The 20,209-nt window shown below is 33.8% G+C and carries 15 protein-coding genes; 7 read left to right on the top strand and 8 right to left on the bottom strand.

Going from position 1 to position 20,209, the window contains the following annotated elements; genetic code table 11:
- Positions 1–76: 76 nt before the first annotated feature.
- Positions 77–2,287, bottom strand: a complete 2,211-nt coding sequence (gene rnr / locus PT603_RS11250) for a ribonuclease R (RefSeq protein ID WP_008236430.1) — start codon at positions 2,285–2,287, stop codon at positions 77–79.
- Positions 2,288–2,406: 119 nt separating this feature from the next.
- Here rnr and PT603_RS11245 point away from each other — a divergent pair, with 119 nt between their 5' ends.
- The 4 genes from PT603_RS11245 (at position 2,407) to PT603_RS11230 (ending at position 5,060) form a co-directional block, all read left to right on the top strand.
- Entirely contained in the window at positions 2,407–2,562 is a 156-nt protein-coding gene (locus PT603_RS11245; RefSeq protein ID WP_155805471.1) for a hypothetical protein, read from the top strand.
- Between the two features lie 622 nt (positions 2,563–3,184).
- On the top strand, positions 3,185–3,619 hold the full coding sequence (rpiB, locus tag PT603_RS11240; protein WP_008236432.1) for a ribose 5-phosphate isomerase B: 435 nt from the start codon (positions 3,185–3,187) through the stop codon (positions 3,617–3,619).
- Positions 3,620–4,543 (top strand): cation diffusion facilitator family transporter, encoded by a 924-nt coding sequence (locus PT603_RS11235; RefSeq protein ID WP_008236434.1) that lies wholly within the window; start codon positions 3,620–3,622, stop codon positions 4,541–4,543. It begins immediately after the preceding gene.
- A gap of 64 nt (positions 4,544–4,607) precedes the next feature.
- A complete protein-coding gene (locus PT603_RS11230) occupies positions 4,608–5,060 on the top strand; it encodes a GNAT family N-acetyltransferase (RefSeq protein WP_040488496.1) in 453 nt (150 codons plus the stop codon).
- Here PT603_RS11230 and PT603_RS11225 read toward each other — a convergent pair.
- From PT603_RS11225 to PT603_RS11200, 6 genes are all read right to left on the bottom strand, one after another.
- Complete coding sequence (locus tag PT603_RS11225; RefSeq protein ID WP_008236438.1) at positions 5,057–6,673, bottom strand: S41 family peptidase; 1,617 nt, start codon at positions 6,671–6,673, stop codon at positions 5,057–5,059. The genes PT603_RS11230 and PT603_RS11225 overlap by 4 nt on opposite strands.
- Positions 6,674–7,495, bottom strand: coding sequence for a DUF4349 domain-containing protein (locus PT603_RS11220; RefSeq protein ID WP_008236440.1), 822 nt, complete (start codon positions 7,493–7,495; stop codon positions 6,674–6,676).
- 10 nt (positions 7,496–7,505) lie between these two features.
- Positions 7,506–7,880, bottom strand: a complete 375-nt coding sequence (gene rnpA / locus PT603_RS11215) for a ribonuclease P protein component (RefSeq protein ID WP_008236441.1) — start codon at positions 7,878–7,880, stop codon at positions 7,506–7,508.
- Positions 7,881–7,968: 88 nt separating this feature from the next.
- Positions 7,969–9,849, bottom strand: coding sequence for a M1 family metallopeptidase (locus PT603_RS11210; protein WP_008236443.1), 1,881 nt, complete (start codon positions 9,847–9,849; stop codon positions 7,969–7,971).
- Between the two features lie 66 nt (positions 9,850–9,915).
- Positions 9,916–11,523, bottom strand: coding sequence for a S8 family peptidase (locus PT603_RS11205; protein WP_008236445.1), 1,608 nt, complete (start codon positions 11,521–11,523; stop codon positions 9,916–9,918).
- Positions 11,524–11,525: 2 nt separating this feature from the next.
- Entirely contained in the window at positions 11,526–12,389 is an 864-nt protein-coding gene (locus tag PT603_RS11200) for an MBL fold metallo-hydrolase (RefSeq protein ID WP_008236447.1), read from the bottom strand.
- A gap of 183 nt (positions 12,390–12,572) precedes the next feature.
- Here PT603_RS11200 and PT603_RS11195 point away from each other — a divergent pair, with 183 nt between their 5' ends.
- Complete coding sequence (locus PT603_RS11195) at positions 12,573–14,594, top strand: cation:proton antiporter (protein ID WP_008236449.1); 2,022 nt, start codon at positions 12,573–12,575, stop codon at positions 14,592–14,594.
- 52 nt (positions 14,595–14,646) lie between these two features.
- On the opposite strand, the gene lepA is transcribed toward PT603_RS11195, so the two are convergent.
- Positions 14,647–16,443, bottom strand: coding sequence for a translation elongation factor 4 (gene lepA / locus PT603_RS11190; protein WP_008236450.1), 1,797 nt, complete (start codon positions 16,441–16,443; stop codon positions 14,647–14,649).
- 247 nt (positions 16,444–16,690) lie between these two features.
- Between lepA and PT603_RS11185 the strand changes: the two genes are divergently transcribed.
- Together PT603_RS11185 and dusB are read left to right on the top strand one after the other, a co-directional pair.
- A complete protein-coding gene (locus tag PT603_RS11185; protein WP_008236451.1) occupies positions 16,691–19,111 on the top strand; it encodes an outer membrane beta-barrel protein in 2,421 nt (806 codons plus the stop codon).
- Between the two features lie 53 nt (positions 19,112–19,164).
- Entirely contained in the window at positions 19,165–20,157 is a 993-nt protein-coding gene (dusB, locus tag PT603_RS11180; protein WP_008236457.1) for a tRNA dihydrouridine synthase DusB, read from the top strand.
- The last annotated feature ends 52 nt before the right edge of the window (positions 20,158–20,209 follow it).

Raw genomic sequence — 20,209 nt, 5'->3', positions numbered from 1 at the left:
TTTAATTTTTTTTGAATGTGTTTCTTGTTATAATAACGTTTTCTATTCAAAAATTATTCCATAAACAATCTAAAACCTATTGACGTCTTCCTAGTAAATGAAAATCTAAATGTCTTTTAATAAGATCTGTATTTTTAACCTTCACCAAAACCTCGTCTCCAAGTTGGTACATATTTTTTGTAACTTCCCCTACAATAGCATATTGTTTTTCGTCAAAAACATAATAATCATCTTGAATATCTCTAACACGTACCATACCTTCACATTTATTTTCTATAATTTCTACATAAATTCCCCACTCTGTAACACCTGAAATTACACCAATAAAAATTTGATCTTTATGATCTTCCATAAATTTAATCTGCATATACTTTATAGAATCTCGTTCTGCATTAGCTGCTAAATTTTCCATATCAGAAGAATGACGACATTTTTGCTCATATTCTTCTACTTTAGCAGATGCACCACCGTCTAAATACTGTTGAAGTAAGCGGTGAACCATAACATCTGGATAACGACGTATAGGAGATGTAAAATGAGTATAATAATCAAATGCTAATCCATAATGACCAATATTATCAGTACTATAAATAGCTTTACTCATACTGCGAATAGCTAGAGTATCCACTAAATTCTGTTCCTTTTTACCTTGAACTTCAGTTAATAGACTATTAAGAGAACTTGTAATAGTTTGCTTTGATCGCATATTTAAAGAATAACCAAAACGGCCAATTATTCCCTGTAATTGCATTAATTTTTCTTCATCTGGCTCATCGTGTACTCTATAAACAAAAGTCTTTTCTTGTTTAGCTATAAATTCTGCAACTTTTCGGTTAGCCAATAACATGAATTCCTCTATAAGCTTATTGGCGTCCTTAGCTTCCTTAAAATATACACCTATAGGGTTACTGTTTTCATCTAAACGAAATTTAACTTCTACCTTATCAAAAGAAATAGCACCTGATTGCATGCGTTTAGAACGCAATTTTTTAGCTAAAACATCCATAGTCATAACAGCCTCCACAATTTCTTTAGAAACCGTATAAGAAGTATCTGTAATAGCAATATTCTCAGGCATTAAAAAAGAACTATAGTCACTTTGTTTGTTTAGTGTATAATGTTCAATTATGGCTTGGGCTTCTTCATAAGCAAATCGCTGATCTGAATAAGTAACAGTTTTTCCAAACCATTTATTAACTAGTTCAGCACTACCATTTAACTCAAAAACTGCTGAAAATGTATACTTTTCTTCATTTGGTCTCAAGGAGCAAGCATTATTAGAAAGTATTTCTGGTAACATAGGTACTACTCGATCAACTAAATAAACGGATGTAGCTCTATTATAGGCTTCATCGTCAAGTAAAGTGCCAGGAGTAACATAATGCGAAACATCGGCAATATGAATTCCAATTTCAAAATTACCATTCTCTAACCTGCGAAATGATAGAGCATCATCAAAATCCTTAGCATCACGGGGATCAATAGTAAAAGTTAACACATCACGCATATCTCTTCTCCTACTAATCTCATCTTTGGTAATAGATGTATCTAATTGATTCGCATAATGTTCAACTTCTAATGGAAAACTATATGGTAATCCATACTCAGCTAAAATAGCATGAATTTCGGTATCGTGATCACCTGGTTTACCCAATACTTGAGTAATTGTACCATAAGGAGAATCAGCCTTTTCAGGCCAATCATTAATAGAAACAATCACCTTATCACCATCACTTGCACCATCCAATCTATCCTTTGGAACAAATATATCAGTGTACATACGATGATCAGAAGGTAAAACAAAAGCAAAATTTGGATGCATTTGTACAATTCCAACAAAACTAGTTTTCTTCCGTTGAATAACTTTAGTTATATGACCTTCTACTTTTTTTCCAGAACGTCTACGTGGAAAAACATAAACTTCCACTTCATCTCCATGCAATGCCTTGTTTAATAAATTGGAAGTAACAAAAACATCTTCATCAAGATCTTCACATAGTACATAGGCATTACCATTACTTGTAATTTCTACAATACCAGTAAAATAATTTTTAAGTGGAATGGATTGATATTTTCCTCTTTCAGTCTCAAGTATTCGCTTCTTTTCTTTTAACTGTACTAACCTTTTTATAAGTTCATTACGACTTTTGGCATCAATAATATTAAGTTTAGCAGCTATTTGTTTATAGTTAAAAGTAGCATTAGGTTGAGCCTCAAGTACTGAAAAAATTCCTTTGGTAAGTTCGTTTTTACGCTGCTTATCAGCGCTTTTTTTCTTTCTAGTCATATAATCATTCTTAATGCTTAAAAGTAATGATAATAATTATAAGATACAGTACTCTGTTAAAAGTTAAAATTTTATTAAAATTAATGTAACATTTCTAAACAATCGCCGTCTATAGAAGTATGAAACGTATATACAAAATCATAACGTTATTCATTATCATCTTTGTGATGGGAATCTTCTTTTTTGCAAAAAGTATTCAAAAATCATTGGATGAAAAAGAAGCAGTAAAGACAATAGTTCCTAAAAGTTCTACAGCATTCACTCAAGCTTATTAAACTATAAAATTTCATATTCTATAGTTCTTTATCACATCTCATCTTACTTAGATAAATACCTCAAACAATTTTATTTTTTTGATAGTTATCAACCACTAATAGTATAATTAAAAAGAAAATTAAATTTTTTAAAAATATTTTGATTGTTATTATAGCTTGTTAATAGTGGCAATAAAAAATGTTATAACTGTTTTTACCATCAATTTATACAAACTTATATTGATTAATTAACAATCCTTTTAATCTTTAAATTACTATAAATGAAGAAATTTTAGAAGGTTATTAACAGTTGTCAATATCTAGATAGTAGCTGTAAATTTTAATAAATTACAACGTTAATATCTGTTGATAACTGAAAAATAAAATGCTAATAACTATCAATAACTTCTACTTGACTAGTATTAATTATATTCTGTATTGTAATTTTTTTTCAATTATAAAATAGTATAGCTAATTAATTTCTGAATTTGTATTAACATTAATTGTTAATATATAATTAACTGAAAATTAATTAGTTATAAAACAGAATTAACAACCGTATTTTTTGTTGTTCATAAGTGTGATTTTGTACTTTTGTAGTGACTATAATAGTCATAATATCAACTCTTATACATTATAACTCATGAAAATTGCCATCGGAAATGACCACGCAGGAACTGATTATAAATTTGCCATTGTTAATTTCTTACAGGAACAAGGTCACACTATAGTTAATTATGGAACTGATACCTTAGATAGTGTCGATTATCCTGATTTTGTTCATCCAGTAGCAACTGATGTAGAAAATGGAAACGTAGATTTAGGAATTATCATTTGTGGAAGTGGAAATGGTGTAGCAATAACTGCTAATAAACATCAAAAAGTCCGTGCTGCACTATGTTGGATAAAGGAAATTGCAGAATTGGCTCGCCAACATAATAATGCTAATGTAATAAGTATACCTGCTCGATATACTTCAATTCCTCAGGCTATTGAAATGGTACGAATTTTTATTTCTACACCTTTTGAAGGCGGACGTCATGAAAATCGTGTTAATAAGATACCTATCAAATGTTAAATGATGCAAAAGCATCCTTCACATAGCCATTCACATAATCATAGAACTCCGCAAGCTAAGAACTTACTTATCTCTATTATTTTAAATTTAGGGATTACAATAGCTCAAGCAGTAGGTGGTATAGTCTCTGGAAGCTTAGCCTTGCTTTCAGATGCATTACATAATTTTACCGATGTTATTTCATTGGTAATAAGTTATATTGCCCATTTACTATCTCGAAAAAAAGCATCAACTCTTAAAACTTTTGGATATAAGAGAGCAGAAATTATTGCTGCATTTGTGAATGCTTCTACTCTTATTGTAATTGCCATTTTGTTAATGATTGAAGCCGTAAAACGTTTTTTTGAACCTCAAGAAATTGAATCATCTTTGGTAATATGGCTATCAGTATTAGGAATTACCTTTAATGGATTAAGTGTTTGGATTCTCAAAAATGACGCTGATAAAAGTATTAATATGAAATCAGCGTATATTCATTTATTAACAGATATGTTGGCTAGTGTGGCGGTTCTAGTGGGTGGATTACTAATGTTGTGGTATAAAATTTATTGGATTGATAGTGTACTAACTTTTGTGATATCTATTTATCTGCTTTTTGTGGGATATGATTTATTGAGGAAATCTACTAGGATGTTGATGCTTTTTACTCCAGATCATCTAGATATAAAGAAGATCGTAAGAGAAGTACACAAGATACCAATGGTGAAAAAACTTCACCATATTCATGTATGGTGTTTAAATGATGATGAATTACATTTAGAAGCCCATCTTGACTGTGAAAAAGATATTACGCTATCACAGTTTAATGAATTACTAGCTAAAATTGAAAAAGTATTACATGATAAATTTGATATCAATCATGTAAATATTCAACCGGAGTATAAAAAGGAGGAGGATTCCAAAGATTTTATAGTTCAGGATTAAAATTTTTGCGCGACGGCCTTCGGCCGATTATTATTTAAACCGGGCTATTATTTAATAAACTATGATGACTTTTTACCTGAAAAAATTTAATGAATTATCTAACCAGGAGTTATACGAAATACTACAATTACGAAGCGAAGTCTTTGTAGTTGAGCAGACATGCATTTATCAAGATATTGATGGAAAGGATTATAAAGCACTTCACTTATTTGGTGAAAAAGAAGGAGAAATTGTAGCATATACCCGTCTTTTTAAGGCTGGTGATTATTTTGATAATGCTAGTATTGGTAGGGTGGCTGTAAAACAAATTCATAGAAGTTTTGGGTATGGCCATCAAATTATTAAAGAATCTATAAATGCAATTTATAATAATTTTGGAATATCCAATATTGAGATTTCCGCTCAGAAGTACCTCCAATCTTTTTATGAATCGCATGGTTTCAAAGCTTTTGGACCAGATTATTTAGAAGATGGAATTCCACACATAGCTATGCTACTTACAAATGAAGGGATTTAATGAAGCATGTTTCTATATTGGGCATCATTATTTAAAATTGCTGCTGCTGCCTTTACTGTTTCATCATGAGTAAGATTATACGTAAACAATCCTTCTTGATAAAAATAACGCTTAAGAATTTCTTCATTTAAATCAGCAACTAATTCACTCTTATAAGTATCAAGAGCGGTTAATTTATCAGTTTGAAGGTGTTCTAATAGTTCCTTATAATCATTTTGAATTGACTCACTCCACTGACTTGCCTCCTCAGTTGATTTAGCCTGTTTTAGTAGTTTCTCAGCTGGAGTTTCATAGGAAAATGTACTATTGCTAACAAAGGATTTAAAATCGTTAAAATCAGATTCACTTAATTTATACTGATCAATTGACGAAATTGAATTTCGATAATAGTAATCCGTTGCAAAATCAAAAATAACCTGACTGCTATTTAATGCATTTGTGAAACTACTGCTTTTTGAATTAGCTACTTCTAAATCAGGAAATACACCGCCTCCATCATAAACTGCACGACCATTTTTCGTTTTAAATTGATGAATATTTGTAGTCTGAATTGCTTTACCTTGTTCGTCTCTGTTGCGATAATCTAAGGCTTGAATACAACGACCACTAGGTGTATAATATCTAGAAATAGTCACCTTTAATTGAGTTCCATAAGTTAGTTTTAAAGGTCTTTGAACCAATCCTTTTCCAAAACTACGTGCGCCTACAATTATCGCTCTATCCAAATCTTGTAGAGCTCCAGATACAATCTCACTAGCAGAGGCACTTCTACCATTCACCAATACGGCAAGAGGTATTTGAGTATCAACAGGATTATTTCGTGTTTTATAAACTTGATTGAATTTTTTTACTTTTGATTTGGTTGTGACAATAACCTCTCCTTTAGGTATAAATAAATTTGTTATATCTATGGCCTCATTTAAAAGTCCTCCGGGATTGTTTCTAAGGTCGAGAATAAGACGGCTAATTCCTTGACTTTTTAGGTCTTCTAAGGCAGCTTTAGTTTGTTTATATGCTTTATTATTAAAGCGTGTAAGAACTATATATCCTGTTTTATCATCTATTTTTCCATAGAATGGGACAGCATCTACTTCTACTTCACTACGTGTAATAATGGTAGTGTACTGCTTTTTTTGTCGTAAATAAACAATTTCAATAGTTGTATTTGAAGCTCCCTTTAAGAGTTCATCTGCATCTTCTTTTACATCGGCGATTGTAATATCTCCAATTTTAATAATTTGATCTCCTGCTTTTAAACCTGCTTTATCCGCTGGATACCCTTTGTAGGGTTCTACAATCAAAATTTTGTCTGGATAACTGCGAACTAGAGCGCCAATACCGGAATATTCTCCACGCTGATTTATTTTATAGGCTTCAACATCTTGCTCATTCAAGTACACAGTATAAGGGTCGAGATCATTTAGCATGCTTTTAATTGCTGAGTCCATTAAAGCAGCTGGATTGGTTTCGTCTACATAATTCATGTTCAATTCTTTGAATAATGTAGTGAAAATTTCTATCTGCTTAGCAATCTCAAAAAAATCCGACCGGTAGGCTACCGTAGTTAACAGTAAGGTTATAGCTGTAAAACCAATGATCAATTTTTTTTTCATTTAGGAAGCTTTTTTATTTTTTAAATAGGCTCTTCTGATAAACCAAACTAAAATAGCTAAAAAGAGTACAAATGGCCAAATGTGTAATATACCTAAGAAGAATAATGATATTCCATTAAAACCACTTTTGATTGCATTCCACATCTTATTACCATAGGATTGAGTAATACCTGTTTCGGCATCACGTTTGTAAAATTCCATTCGAATTGTACTATAAGCCACTTGGGACTGTAAATAATTAAGACGACCTTGACGTGCTTCAATTTCTTCACGTATATTGGCTAATTCACGCTCAATTTCTAGAATATCTTTTACATTCTGAGCTTTTGAAAGTAATTCCATGTAACGCGCTTCAAGGGTTCGTTTCGCAAGTAATCTAGCTTCGATATCGACAAATTCTTCTGTTACATCTTTAGCAGAAATTCGCTTGGTATCAAAATATGAAACTGATCCGCTTAAAGCATCTATCATAGATTGAAAATGAGTGTTAGGGATTTTTATAACCAGACTTCTATTTATTTCTTGATATCCTTTTCCTGATTCGTCACTTTGTAAATATCCATTGTATTTTTTTACTAAATCCAATGTTTCTTGATATGTCTTGTTTAAATCACGGGTTTCAAAACGCAAATAAGCATCACGAATGATTTTTTGTTCTGTAACCGAGTGATTACCCAGATTATTCTCAAGTGCAGGAGGTGCTATATTTTTTTGCTCGATTATAGATTCATCATACGTTATGGCATTTTGCACGGTATCATCGCTATTTCCTCCACAAGCCAGTGGTAATATAGCAAGCCAGGTATACATAATAAATTTCATATGTTGTGATTTATAATCCTTCCTTATTCTTAAAAGCCTCCAAAAGTTGAGCCATTCTGGAATGAATTTCATCAAAAGAAGGAATTTCTTTACCAAGATACAAAATCATAAAAGCATATGGAGTTTCGAGGGTGTTAAAATACAAGGGTTTATGTAATCGATAGCTCTCTCTTAAAAGTCTTTTTATTCGATTGCGGATGACGGCCTTTTTAAATGTACGTTTTGGAACTGTAACTCCTACTTGAATGGGAACATTTTCAGGCAACGATGAAGCTAGATAAATAAGCTTAAGTGGATATTTTGAAACTGATTTCCCTTCAGCAAAAAGTTGCTCAATATTTTTTTGACTACAAAGCCTTTCCTTCTTGGGGAATCTATAATTCATTTGGTTTTATTATGGATGTAAAAGTAACAAAAACCGCCCGATAATAGTATTCATCATCGGGCGGTTTTTAAGGCATCTTTCGAGTCTGTTAGTCTTGTGTACTGTATATGTTATTTTCTCTGTTAACATCAGCCATGAGTTCACTAGGATCTATAGCGATGGCATTTATACTTGAATATGGTTTTTCAATATAAATTTCATAGGTAGGATATGCCCATGCCCAACTAGGTTTAACAGTTCGAGGAATGTGAGGATACGGGTTTTCTTTTTCACCAAATTGTAGTCGCTGAGGAATGTATATTGACTCTTGTGTCTGATCATTATATAGTATGTAAAGATCAATAGGCATTGGCATTTCACCCTTGCGCTCTAATACTATTTTAGTCCCAGTACCTTCGGCACTTACAGATTGAATTGTATAATCAATGGTATGCGTGGTTTGCATAAACTCATTAAGGTACCAACCTAGTTGAAGTCCTGATACTTTTTCAGCTGTACGTATAAAATCATTAGGAGTAGGATGCTTAAACTTGAAATCCTGATAGTATTTTTGAAGTGTTTCCATTAGTTTATCTAACCCAATAATGTAGCCAAGTTGTGAAAGAAATACTGAGCCTTTGCTATAGGCCATGGTAGAGTAAGCACTATTGTACTTGTATCGGTCTGAGTGGGTGGTAGCTGGCTGTTCTAGACCACTTTTTACTAGGCGTAAATAGCTGGAGTATGAACCTTTGAAAGGATTAGGTTCATTTTTCTCTAAAATGATATTTTCAGCCAAATCAGAAATAAATGATGTAAAACCTTCATCCATCCAAGCATGTTTAGATTCATTGGTTGCCAATAGGTGTTGAAACCAAGCATGTGCTAACTCGTGATTAGTTGTTCCAAATAGGCTGTCAAAATTCTCACCTCCTGCAATTAGCGTACACATGGCATATTCCATTCCACCATCTCCACCTTGTATTACTGAGTATTGTTTCCATGGATAAGGACCAATGTTTTTATTGAAAAAGTCTAGAAGTTCTGCTGTCTTTGGTTGAACACGTGTCCAGGCATCTCGGTATTTTTCATCTTTTTGATATAAAAAGTGAAGGGTTACACCACTTTCTGTTTCCAAAGTGTCGTGAATATAATCAGGGTCGGCGGCCCATGTAAAATCATGAACTTGAGGAGCAATAAAATGCCAAGTGAGTGTTTTTCCTTTGTGTTTTTTGACCTTAACACCTTTGTCCTGATATCCATATCCGATTTCATTTCCATTTTGAAGGTATCCAGTACCTCCCAGTATGTAATTCTTATCAATGGTTATTTTTACATCAAAATTTCCCCAAACACCGTGAAACTCACGTGCGATATAAGGATCTATGTGCCATCCTTCAAAATCATATTCTGCCATTTTTGGGTACCATTGTGACATGGAAAGGGCTATACCATCGCGACTATCACGACCACTTCTTCGTATTTGTACAGGGACTTGACCTTCAAATACCATATCAAAAGTTGCTTTATCTCCAGGTTGAATGGGTGAGGCAAGTGTGACTTCTAATATAGTACCCTCTACTCGATAGGATACTTGATGGCCATTTTGTGTTAGAGATTTTACATCAATAAATCCAATTTCTGAAGGGGTAAGCTTAGAAATACGGCTTTCATATTGTGGATTTTCTCGAGTACCTAAATTGACGGCCATTCGTCTGTCAGGATCTGGAATAGTTTGTAATCTCGCATCCATTTCACTGTCCGGCTGAAAGGCATTAAAGTGTAAATGATAAAATACCTTATGAAGTACGTCAGGAGAATTATTGGTATATTCCAATACCTGTTTACCATTGTATTTGTAATTAGTAACATCCATATCTATAGACATGGTATAATCTACATGCTGCTGCCAGTAGGAGTGATTTCCTTGGGCAATCAAAGAGGTTACTCCTAAAAGGAATAATGTCTTTGTTAAGATCCTTTTTATCATGTGGTTGCGGTGTTAGAAAACAGAAAACCGCACAAGGCGGCTTTCTGCAATAGGTTAATGTATATTTTATTTTCCTTTAGCCATGCGCTCTGCTAAAATTAGGGCATTGTAAGCATTTACAATAGTCCCAGATTTTGAAATTTCAGCAAAAGGCTTAGTTGTCTGAGGATCTCCAACAGTTACATTAGTGTTAGGAGTTAGCCCTGACTGAATAAGTACTTTTTTTACTTGAGAAGCTGTAAGCTTAGGATAGTATGAACGAATAAGTGCTGCTACACCTGCCACTGCAGGAGAGGCCATAGATGTTCCCTGAAGGAATCGATATTCGTTGTTAGGTGCAGTAGCCCAAATTTTTACACCCGGAGCAAATACGTCAACATTGATTTTTCCATAGTTAGAAAATCGAGCAACCATTGAAGGGCCATACTTTACATTTAAAGCCCCAACAGTTACAAAGTTATCAGCGATTTCTGGTCCGTTGTTTAATTGGTCATTAGGAAATACATTGTTTTTGTCAAGATCCTTAGAATCATTTCCAGCGGCGTTTATAATCAATACATCTTTAGATGCGGCATAAATAATAGCATCACGTACCCATTGAGAATGAGGTGAGTAGTCTTTTCCAAAGCTAGTATTGATAACTTTTGCTCCATTATCAGCCGCGTAGCGTATAGCTAATGCAATATCTTTATCATATTCATCACCATCAGGAACAGCCCTTAAAGCCATAATCTCAACATTGTGTGCTACACCATTCATACCAACACCATTATTTCGTTGTGCTGCAATGATACCTGCCACGTGAGTACCGTGTAAAGATTGCTCCAAATCTGGGCCTATTACATTGTTGTTTCCATGAGGAGCATCACTAAGATCATTCTCATTATCTCCTAAAATCTTACGACCATTGTATTCTAGATTTAGATTGTAATTAAGTTGGCCTGCAAAGTGTTTGATACCATCTTTAAGGTCATTTTCAATTTCTGAAATACTATCAGCATATGAGAACATTTGTAAAATGAACCCTTTAAATTGCTGCATACTCTCATCTTTAGCTTCAATAGCTTCAACTTCAGCTTTTGTATAGGTTTCTTTACCAGTTTCTTTTTTAATAGCAGCATCAGATTGATGTAACATTTGCAATAGTTGCTCATAACGGGTTTTGGTGCTCATCGCTTCATTATACTTTTCGTCAAAAGCAGCCTTGGCACTTGCATAATCTGGGTTAGATGTATCACCACCGCGAACTATGCGGGTCATTTCCAATGTCTCATGATTGATATCACCCAGGAAATTCCACCCGTGAATGTCATCTACATATCCATTTTTGTCATCATCTATTCCATTGCCAGGAATTTCATTTGGATTTGTCCAGATAACATTTTTAAGATCTTCATGATTGATATCTATTCCAGAATCAATAACACCCACAATAATTTTTGAACCTTTTTTTCCTTTAAGAAGGGTGTAGGCCTTGTCAACACTCATTCCAGGAATAGTGTCTGTAAGAAGATCTGAATGAAACCAATTTTTTAATTGATCATCAGTTAGGTCAGCCACTTTTAGTGGCACATTATCAATACGATCTACCGGAGTGGATACAATAGAGGTTGATCCACATCCGTAAAGAGCCAATGCTGATGCTACAGCATAGAGGGGTTTTCTTAAGTACATAATTATGAATTAAAAAGTTCGTTAAAGGTAAAAATTTCTTTTAGTCGAACGCCTTTTTCTGTATGTTGTACAGTACAAACTTGATTATGGGCGTCATGTTCTAGGAATAAGTAATATCCTTCATCTGCTGCTTTTTCCAAGAATTTCTTTTTTTCTTCTAGTGTTAGTAAAGGACGTGTGTCATATCCCATTACATATGGAAGAGGAATGTGTCCAACTGTAGGAAGTAAATCGGCCATGAAAACCAAAGTTTTTCCTTTATATTGGATATGTGGTATCATTTGTTTCTCTGTGTGTCCATCAACAAACAAAATACTAAAACCTAAGTCATTATTATAGGAATAATCTGCTTGTGGTGATGTTATGAATTGTAAATGACCACTTTCTTGCATGGGAAGTATATTTTCCTTTAAAAAGGATGCTTTTTCCCTTGCATTAGGATTTGTAGCCCATTGCCAATGATTTTCATTTGTCCAAAATCTAGCATTTTTGAAAGCGGGTTCATATGAAGTGCGATCCTTATTCCATTGTATACTTCCTCCACAATGATCAAAATGGAGGTGAGTCATGAAAACATCAGTAATGTCATTTCTATGAAATCCATGTTGTGCTAATGAACCGTCTATAGAGTCATTTCCCCAAAGAGCGTAATGACCAAAAAATTTATCATCTTGTTTATTACCCATGCCTGTATCAATGAGTATAAGACGATTACCTATTTCAATCAACAAACAGCGAGCAGCAATGTCAATTAGGTTATTGGCATCGGCAGGATTGGTGCGATTCCATAAAGTTTTGGGAACAACACCGAACATTGCACCGCCATCCAATTTGAAATTTCCGGACTCTATAGGATATAATTTCATGAAATGACTGGATTTGTGCTGCAAATTAAGAAATGAATGGCATTTAGGAGGTTATAGAGATAAGATATTGGCCTTATTTTAACATTTGATCTTCTTGAGTAAACATTTAGTTGTAAAAAATCGATTAATTTTAGCATTTAATTTGCTAATTGACCTTGTTATTAAGGGGATAATTATCTAACTATGGATGTATTTTTGGAACACCTACTACATGAATTTGAACTACCATTAAGTAACCCGGTGCTTATTTTTTCATTGGTATTACTCATTATTTTGCTTTCACCTATACTTTTGAGAAAACTTAGTATTCCTGGTATTATTGGCCTCATTGTTTCTGGTGTAATTATAGGGCCATTTGGATTTAATCTTTTAGAGAAAAATTCTGCAGTGGATTTATTTTCTACTATTGGGTTACTTTATATAATGTTTATTGCCGGACTTGAACTTGACATGAATGAGTTTAAGGCTAATCGTAATAAAAGTCTTTTGTTTGGGTTGTTCACCTTTTCAATACCATTGATGGTTGGATTTCCAGTCTGCTATTATCTTCTAGGGTATGATTTTAATGCTAGTTTTCTAACAGCAAGTATGTTTGCAACTCACACTTTAGTAACATACCCGATAGTTAGTAAACTTGGAATTTCAAAAAAACAAGAAGTTGCAATTACAGTAGGGGGGACGATACTAACCGATACGGCCGTACTTATTATTCTAGCTGTTATAATTGGTTCCCATAATGGTGGTCTTTCACAGGAATTTTGGATTCGACTTGGAATTTCTCTTGCCATATTTTCTGCCATTATGTTTTTTGTAATTCCAAAAATAGCCAAGTGGTTTTTTGAAAAACTTGAGAGTGAAAAACATTCTCACTATATTTTTGTGTTAGCAGTTGTATTCTTCGCTGCATTTTTAGCTGAAGTTGCTGGTGTTGAACCCATAATTGGTGCATTTGTGGCTGGACTTGCCTTAAATAAGCTTATTCCTCATTCATCTGCCTTAATGAACCGTATTGAGTTTATTGGGAACTCTCTTTTTATTCCTTTTTTCTTGATAAGCGTTGGTATGCTAGTAGATGTTCGGGTAATTCTTAGTGGTCCAATGGCTATTATAATTGCGCTAACCTTATCTATTGTGGCTTTGTTCGGTAAATGGCTTGCGGCTTATTTTACTCAGAAAGTGTTTAAATATTCACGAACACAAAGACAAATCATTTTTGGATTAAGTAGTTCACATGCTGCGGCAACCTTGGCTGTAATCTTAGTAGGATATCAAGCAAAAATTTTGGATGAAAATATTCTTAATGGAACGATTATTCTTATTCTAATAACTTGTATTGTAGCATCATTTGCTACAGAAAAGGCAGCTAAGAAAAGTGTCGTTGAAACTGAAAGCGGGATGGATGATTTTAAAGAAGCCAATAAAAAAGATGAGCAAATCCTTCTTCCGATAGCCAATACTGCAAATATGGATAAGGCGTTGGAATTTGCCGTACTTATTAAGGACAAAAAATCACGAAATCCACTATCTATTCTGACAGTAGTGCCAAATAATGATGCTGCAGAAAAAAATATCTCTAAGGCAAAAACTAAACTGGAAAATTATATTAAAACAGCAGCGGCTTCTGAGACAAATGCTGAAGTTGTGGCTACTATCGATCATAACGCATCTAGTGGTATTGCAAGAACTGCTCGAGAATTAATGGCAGATATAGTTTTGTTAGGGTGGCCACAGCGTAAAGGGTTTATAGAAAAATTGATTGGTGAACGTATCGAGAGTATTTTACAACTTACAGAAAAGACACTTTTTATATGTGATTTTGAACGTCCCTTAATTAATCATAAACAGCTTTTTGTAGTGGTTCCTCCACTTGCTGAATTAGAAAACGGATTTAGATTATGGGTATCTAAGGTATCTAGATTTTCACAAGAATTAAGTTTACCTATAGTATATCATTGTAATGAAGAAACTCAAAAAGCAATTGTTAAGTGTACGAAACAATTACGCATTAATACTGTAAATCAATTTTGTCTTTTTGAAGATTGGGAAGATTTTTTCATTTTATCTAAAAACCTCCAACAAGACGACTTCTTTATTATCATTTTGGCTCGCAAAGGAGCTATTTCACATTTGAATGTGATGGAAAATTTACCCACTAAATCTGAAAAATACTTTCCTACACATAGTAAGATTGTTATTTATCCATAAAAAAATCGCCCAAATGTAATTGGGCGATTTTTAATATTTAAAAGAAGATAGTTTAGTCATTTAATTTAAGCACAGCCATAAACGCTTGTTGCGGAATTTCTACATTGCCGACCTGACGCATACGCTTTTTCCCTTTTTTCTGCTTCTCTAAAAGTTTTCGCTTACGGGATATATCGCCTCCATAACACTTGGCTGTAACATCTTTACGAAGAGCTTTGATTGTTTCTCGTGAGATAATTTTCGCACCAATGGCAGCTTGAATTGGAATGTCAAATTGTTGTCTAGGAATAAGCTCTCGAAGCTTTTCGCACATTTTTTTACCAATATTATAGGCATTATCAGCATGAATTAATGCAGAAAGAGCATCCACGGAATGTGCATTAATAAGTACATCGACCCGAACAAGTTTTGATTCGCGCATGCCTATAGGGCTATAATCAAATGAAGCATAGCCTTTCGAAACGGTTTTCAATCGATCATAGAAATCAAAAACTATTTCTGCTAATGGCATGTCAAAATTCAGTTCTACACGTTCAGGAGTCAGATAGGTTTGGTTTGTTATAATACCACGCTTCTCTATACATAAACTCATTACATTCCCAACAAAGTCTGATTTTGTGATAATCGTTGCTTTAATAAAGGGTTCTTCAACTCTATCCAGTAATGTTGGTTCTGGTAAATCAGAAGGGTTATTAACAATAATTACTTCATCTGGATTTCTTTTGGTATAGGCTTGATAACTTACGTTGGGGACTGTAGTAATTACAGTCATATCAAATTCTCGTTCTAAACGTTCTTGAATGATTTCAAGATGCAGCATTCCAAGAAAACCACAACGGAAACCAAAACCTAGAGCAGCGGAACTCTCAGGAGTAAATACTAGAGAGGCGTCGTTTAGCTGTAATTTTTCCATTGAAGATCTAAGTTCTTCATAATCTTCGGTATCAACAGGGTAAATTCCAGCAAAAACCATTGGTTTTACATTTTCAAAACCTTCAATGGCATTAATAGTGGGATTAAGAGCGTCTGTAATAGTATCTCCTACTTTTACTTCTCTAGCATCTTTAATACCTGTAATAAGATATCCAACATCTCCAGTTTTAACAGCATTTTTAGGATGTTGAGTAAGTTTTAAGGTTCCAACTTCATCTGCAAAATATGTTTTACCTGTGGCTACAAACTTAATCTTTTGTCCTTTCTTTATTTCACCATTCATTACTCGGAAGTAGGTCTCTACACCTCTGAAGGGGTTATAAACCGAATCAAAAATAAGTGCTTGTAGAGGTTCATCAGGATTACCCTTAGGAGCTGGAATTCTCTCGATAATAGCCTCTAATATTTTATCAACTCCTAAGCCAGTTTTACCACTTGCAGGAATGATATCTTCATGTTTACATCCCAATAGATCAACTATATCATCACTAACCTCCTCAGGGTTGGCACTAGGTAGATCTATTTTATTAAGAATGGGAATAATCTCTAAGTCATTTTCTAGAGCCAAATAAAGATTGGATATGGTCTGCGCTTGAATACTTTGGGCGGCATCTACAATAAGTAATGCACCTTCGCAAGCTGCAATTGAACGAGAAACCTCATAGGAAAAGTCAACGTGACCAGGAGTATCAATTAGGTTAAGAATATACTGCTCACCTTTATAGGTATACTCCATTTGGATTGCATGGCTTTTTATAGTGATACCACGCTCACGTTCCAAATCCATACTATCCAATAGTTGGTCTTGTTTTTCTCGTTCAGTAACAGAACCTGTGAAGTCCAACAATCGGTCAGCCAAGGTACTCTTACCATGGTCAATATGGGCAATAATGCAAAAATTGCGAATGTGTTTCATATATACAATTCAATGAATTTGCAAATATAGGGTATTTCCTCAGTATTGAAGTCGTTTTTGCAAACAGTGAAATTAAATCCGGGAGACTTTTATCTAATTTATTGAAATGAACTTAACTGACTTTCAGTTTCTTTCTGAAATTCAAAATTAGGTAAATCAAAAATTTATGTTAAATTTACCCAACTAACTAACCGAAATCTAATCAATTTTATAGGGTTTTATCACCTTAATAGAACACTTTATATTTATGAATTTCACCATAAAAACTAGGGTTCTTGCAATAGTAATGTATTGCTTGGCCCTTTTTGCTTACGGTCAAGAATATACAATAAGTGGTAAAGTTCTTGATGAACAACGTAAACCAGTTTCTTTTGGGACTGTTTTGCTACTTAAGGCTGTAGATTCTTCCTATATTAAAGGAACTTTTACAGAAGAGTATGGCAACTTTGAGATATCGTCCTTATATCCAGGAGGATACCTAATTAAAATAAGCTTTGTAGGATATAATGAATTAATTTTTCCTGTAGAAGTAAAGGAAAATGTACAATTAGGACGTATTATTCTAAAAGAAGATTATCATGAAATAGAGGGTGTTGTTGTAACGGCTAATAAACCTACGGTGGAACGACTAGCGGATAGGTTGGTTTTTAATGTAGAAAACACTTCTCTCGCTAACGGCTCTATGTGGAATGTTTTACAAAGTACTCCACAGTTGCTTACTTCGGGAGATAAATTAACTGTTAAGGGTGAAACTCCTATTATTTTTATCAATGATAAAAAGGTGTATTTAACAGCTACTGAATTACAACAACTTCTAGAAACTACACCAGCGACACATATAAAGTCAGTGGAGGTGATTACTAATCCACCTGCGAAGTATGATGCAGAAGGAGGAGCTGTCATTAATATTGTAATGAGTAAAAATCTTGCAACCGGGTATAATGGCAGTATTAACGGACAAGTTACCTACGGAGAAGCGGCGAAGTACCTTATGGGAAGTAGTCATTTTTATAAAACGAGTAAAGTTAATTTTTATACTAATTATTCATACAGCCCAAGAGAGGATATACATTTTAATGGTGAAGATATCCGATTTCTTAATCAGGGAAATCAAATTGGTCATTGGGAATCTGAAATAGATCGTTCTACAAACAGTGAAGCACATAATGCTTCGTTAAATTTGGATTTACTTCTAGGTCAAAAAAGTTCACTTTCTCTATCAGGCAATGTAGTTTATACTCCATATTGGAAGCGTAGCACAGAAGCAACTACTGAAGCTTTTGATAATGCAAATCAATTGGATTCACTTTTTAATTCATTAAACCTAACCAAAGATGATAAGATAAATGCGAATTTGAGTGTGGGTTATGATCATCAAGGAGAAAAAGGAGAGAAATTCTCTGTATTGTTACATCATACCTATTATGATGGAAATCGTACTCAGGATGTGAATACTAATTATCACTATCCAGAAAATATGATGATAAGAAATAATCGATTTAATTCCGAATCTACTCAACAAATTAAAATATATACAGCACAACTAGATTACCAACTACCAATAGAAAATGGGGGGGTATTAGAAACTGGAGCTAAAGGAATAGTTATTTCTACTGATAGTGATTTACAACAATTTTATGTGATAAATGGTAGTCAGGTCGTTGATCCTAACAATACAAATACATTTTTATATGATGAAAAAAACGCTGCTGCCTATCTTAGTTACTCAAAAAACAGTGAAAAATGGGGTATTGCAGTAGGGGTTCGCGGTGAATATACTCAAACTGAAGGACATCAATTGGTGACAGATGAGTTAAACACAAATGAGTATTTTAGTTTGTTCCCTACAGCGTCATTTAAATATCATGCGTCAGATAGCCATGATTTTACCTTATCATACAAAAAAAGGATTGAACGTCCGGTATATCAAGATTTAAATCCTTTTAAATATTTCCTTACAGATAATTCATATACTTCAGGAAGTCCATATCTAGAACCAACCATTCAGCATTACGGAAGTCTTGATTATACTTTTAAAGGAGCCTATACCTTTTCTGTATTTTACAGGCACAGAGAACATCCTATGGCGGAGTTGAGTTTTTTAGAAAATGACAATGCAATTATTAAATATGTAACTACCAATATGAAGAATAATACAGGGTATGGCTTTGATTTTATTGTAAGTAAACCAATTACTCGATTTTGGTATTTATATCTTGAATCCACCTATTATAAGAATCAAGTACAATTTTATGCTGTAGAAAACAGTAATCAATTAGTTCCTAATGACCGATGGACAGGGTATGTTTCGGCTAATAATTACTTAACCCTTTTGAAAGATCAATCATTAGGGATGGAGGTTAGCTATCTATATACTTTTCCTATGAATGACGGAAATTTTGTAGCAACTGCCCGAAGTAAATTTTCAATTGGTTTTAATAAGTCACTATGGAAGGAAAGAGCTGCTATTACTTTTAAAGCGGATGATATTTTTGATGGTTTCAATTTCACATCAAGCTCCGCCTTTTTGGATCAACAAATAAATTATAAAGCAAGGTATGAAACCCGAACTTTTATGCTAGGGTTTCGGTACAAATTTGGAAATTATCGATTACGTGTCAATACGCCAGAGCAGGAACTTGAAGAGCGAGACCGTATTAAAGACTAATCATCCCTCATTTTTTTAAAAGCTTTATCTTTGTCCTTTAAAAACCTAAGTAAGTGGTAAAGATTGGTAATGTTTCGTTAGGGGAGTTTCCGCTGCTATTGGCACCCATGGAAGATGTAAGTGATCCGCCGTTTCGTCGTTTATGTAAAATGCACGGAGCTGATATGTTGTATAGCGAATTTATTTCCTCTGAAGGTTTAATTCGTGATGCCATTAAAAGTAAACAGAAGCTTGATATATTTGATTATGAACGACCTGTTGGTATTCAGATTTTTGGAGGTGATGAGGAGGCAATGGCAATGAGTGCCAAGATTGTTGAAACTGTACAACCAGATGTTTTGGATATTAATTTTGGTTGTCCTGTAAAAAAGGTTGTTTGCAAAGGTGCTGGAGCTGGCGTACTTAAAGATATAGACCTAATGGTACGACTAACCAAGGCAGTTATAGATAGTACTCATTTACCAGTAACTGTAAAAACTCGTTTAGGTTGGGATGAAAATTCTATAAATATTGATGAGGTAGCAGAACGACTTCAGGATATCGGTGTTCAAGCACTTTCAATTCATGGCCGTACACGTGCCCAGCTTTATAAGGGAGAGGCGGATTGGTCTCATATTGCACGTGTTAAAAATAATCCTAGAATTCATATTCCAATTTTTGGAAATGGTGATGTAGATACACCAGAAAAGGCCTTAGAGTATAGAAATAAATACGGGGTAGATGGAATCATGATTGGTCGTGCTGCTATTGGCTACCCATGGATTTTTAATGAAATTAAACATTTTTTCAAAACTGGTGAAAAACTTGCTACACCAACTATTAATGATAGAGTTGAAGCGGCTCGGAATCACCTAACATGGGCCATAGAATGGAAGGGTGAGAAGTTAGGTGTTTTTGAAACTCGTCGTCATTATACTAACTATTTTAAAGGAATTCCTAATTTTAAAGAATATCGTCAGAAAATGGTTACATTTGATGCATCTACAGATGTATTTCAAACATTTGATGAGGTTTTGGATCAATTTTCAAATCACCATGTAATGTGATTTTTGAATATCTTATGATCTTAAAAAAAACCCTTGTGTTAAATACTTCAGA

The sequence above is a fragment of the Imtechella halotolerans genome, from assembly GCF_028743515.2.
Taxonomy (GTDB): domain Bacteria; phylum Bacteroidota; class Bacteroidia; order Flavobacteriales; family Flavobacteriaceae; genus Imtechella; species Imtechella halotolerans.
This window is presented reverse-complemented; position numbering and strand designations above follow the sequence as displayed.

What these genes read in the sequence shown, in the direction of transcription:
- rnr (WP_008236430.1), bottom strand. Translation starts at nt 2,287, where the DNA reads ATGACTAGAAAGAAAAAAAGCGCTGATAAGCAGCGTAAAAACGAACTT.
- PT603_RS11245 (WP_155805471.1), top strand. Translation starts at nt 2,407, where the DNA reads ATGAAACGTATATACAAAATCATAACGTTATTCATTATCATCTTTGTG.
- rpiB (WP_008236432.1), top strand. Translation starts at nt 3,185, where the DNA reads ATGAAAATTGCCATCGGAAATGACCACGCAGGAACTGATTATAAATTT.
- PT603_RS11235 (WP_008236434.1), top strand. Translation starts at nt 3,620, where the DNA reads ATGATGCAAAAGCATCCTTCACATAGCCATTCACATAATCATAGAACT.
- PT603_RS11230 (WP_040488496.1), top strand. Translation starts at nt 4,608, where the DNA reads ATGACTTTTTACCTGAAAAAATTTAATGAATTATCTAACCAGGAGTTA.
- PT603_RS11225 (WP_008236438.1), bottom strand. Translation starts at nt 6,673, where the DNA reads ATGAAAAAAAAATTGATCATTGGTTTTACAGCTATAACCTTACTGTTA.
- PT603_RS11220 (WP_008236440.1), bottom strand. Translation starts at nt 7,495, where the DNA reads ATGAAATTTATTATGTATACCTGGCTTGCTATATTACCACTGGCTTGT.
- rnpA (WP_008236441.1), bottom strand. Translation starts at nt 7,880, where the DNA reads ATGAATTATAGATTCCCCAAGAAGGAAAGGCTTTGTAGTCAAAAAAAT.
- PT603_RS11210 (WP_008236443.1), bottom strand. Translation starts at nt 9,849, where the DNA reads ATGATAAAAAGGATCTTAACAAAGACATTATTCCTTTTAGGAGTAACC.
- PT603_RS11205 (WP_008236445.1), bottom strand. Translation starts at nt 11,523, where the DNA reads ATGTACTTAAGAAAACCCCTCTATGCTGTAGCATCAGCATTGGCTCTT.
- PT603_RS11200 (WP_008236447.1), bottom strand. Translation starts at nt 12,389, where the DNA reads ATGAAATTATATCCTATAGAGTCCGGAAATTTCAAATTGGATGGCGGT.
- PT603_RS11195 (WP_008236449.1), top strand. Translation starts at nt 12,573, where the DNA reads ATGGATGTATTTTTGGAACACCTACTACATGAATTTGAACTACCATTA.
- lepA (WP_008236450.1), bottom strand. Translation starts at nt 16,443, where the DNA reads ATGAAACACATTCGCAATTTTTGCATTATTGCCCATATTGACCATGGT.
- PT603_RS11185 (WP_008236451.1), top strand. Translation starts at nt 16,691, where the DNA reads ATGAATTTCACCATAAAAACTAGGGTTCTTGCAATAGTAATGTATTGC.